Annotated in this window: 2 protein-coding genes; both read right to left on the bottom strand. The window is 44.9% G+C overall.

Translation table 11 applies throughout. From position 1 onward, the window contains the following. Positions 1-462: HAS-barrel domain-containing protein (locus A3756_RS18980; RefSeq protein ID WP_368664600.1), on the bottom strand; the 462-nt coding region annotated here is incomplete at its 3' end. Positions 463-492: 30 nt separating this feature from the next. Next, positions 493-641: F0F1 ATP synthase subunit delta (locus tag A3756_RS29010; protein ID WP_197481385.1), on the bottom strand; the 149-nt coding region annotated here is incomplete at its 5' end.

The raw sequence follows: 641 nt of genomic DNA on the forward strand, positions 1-641 counted from the left end.
AATCGCTTTCAAACCAGTTTGTACTGGCTCATCAACTGATTGACGTGCGATTACACCTGGTGCAACTTTTTCTAAAGGTGCAGTTAGCGTAGTCTCGATAGGACCTTTACCATCAATTGGGTTACCTAGTGCATCAACAACACGGCCAAGCATTGCTTCACCGATTGGTACTTCTAGGATACGACCCGTACATTTTGCTTTCTGACCTTCGGCAAGACCTTTAGGGTCACCTAGGACAACGACACCTACAGAATCACGCTCTAGGTTAAGCGCCATACCGTATACGCCGGTTTCAAACTCTACCATCTCACCATACATTACGTCGGCAAGACCGTGAATTAGAACGATACCGTCAGATACACTGACGATAGTGCCCTCATTTTGGGCTTCAGAAGAAACATCGAGAGTTTCGATGCGCTTCTTAATAATTTCGCTGATCTCAGCTGGGTTTAGCTGTTGCATGCGTTAAATCCTCAAATCTGAATCTGCTACCTAAGCACTAACCGCTTCGGCCAATTTTGCAATTTTGCCACGGACAGAAGCATCGATGACTAGATCGTTGGTGCGGATAATTACGCCACCAATCAACGACTCATTTACAGTCGATGTAACAACGACTTTACGATCTAGTTTCTTACTTA

The sequence above is a fragment of the Oleiphilus sp. HI0086 genome (genome assembly GCF_001635225.1).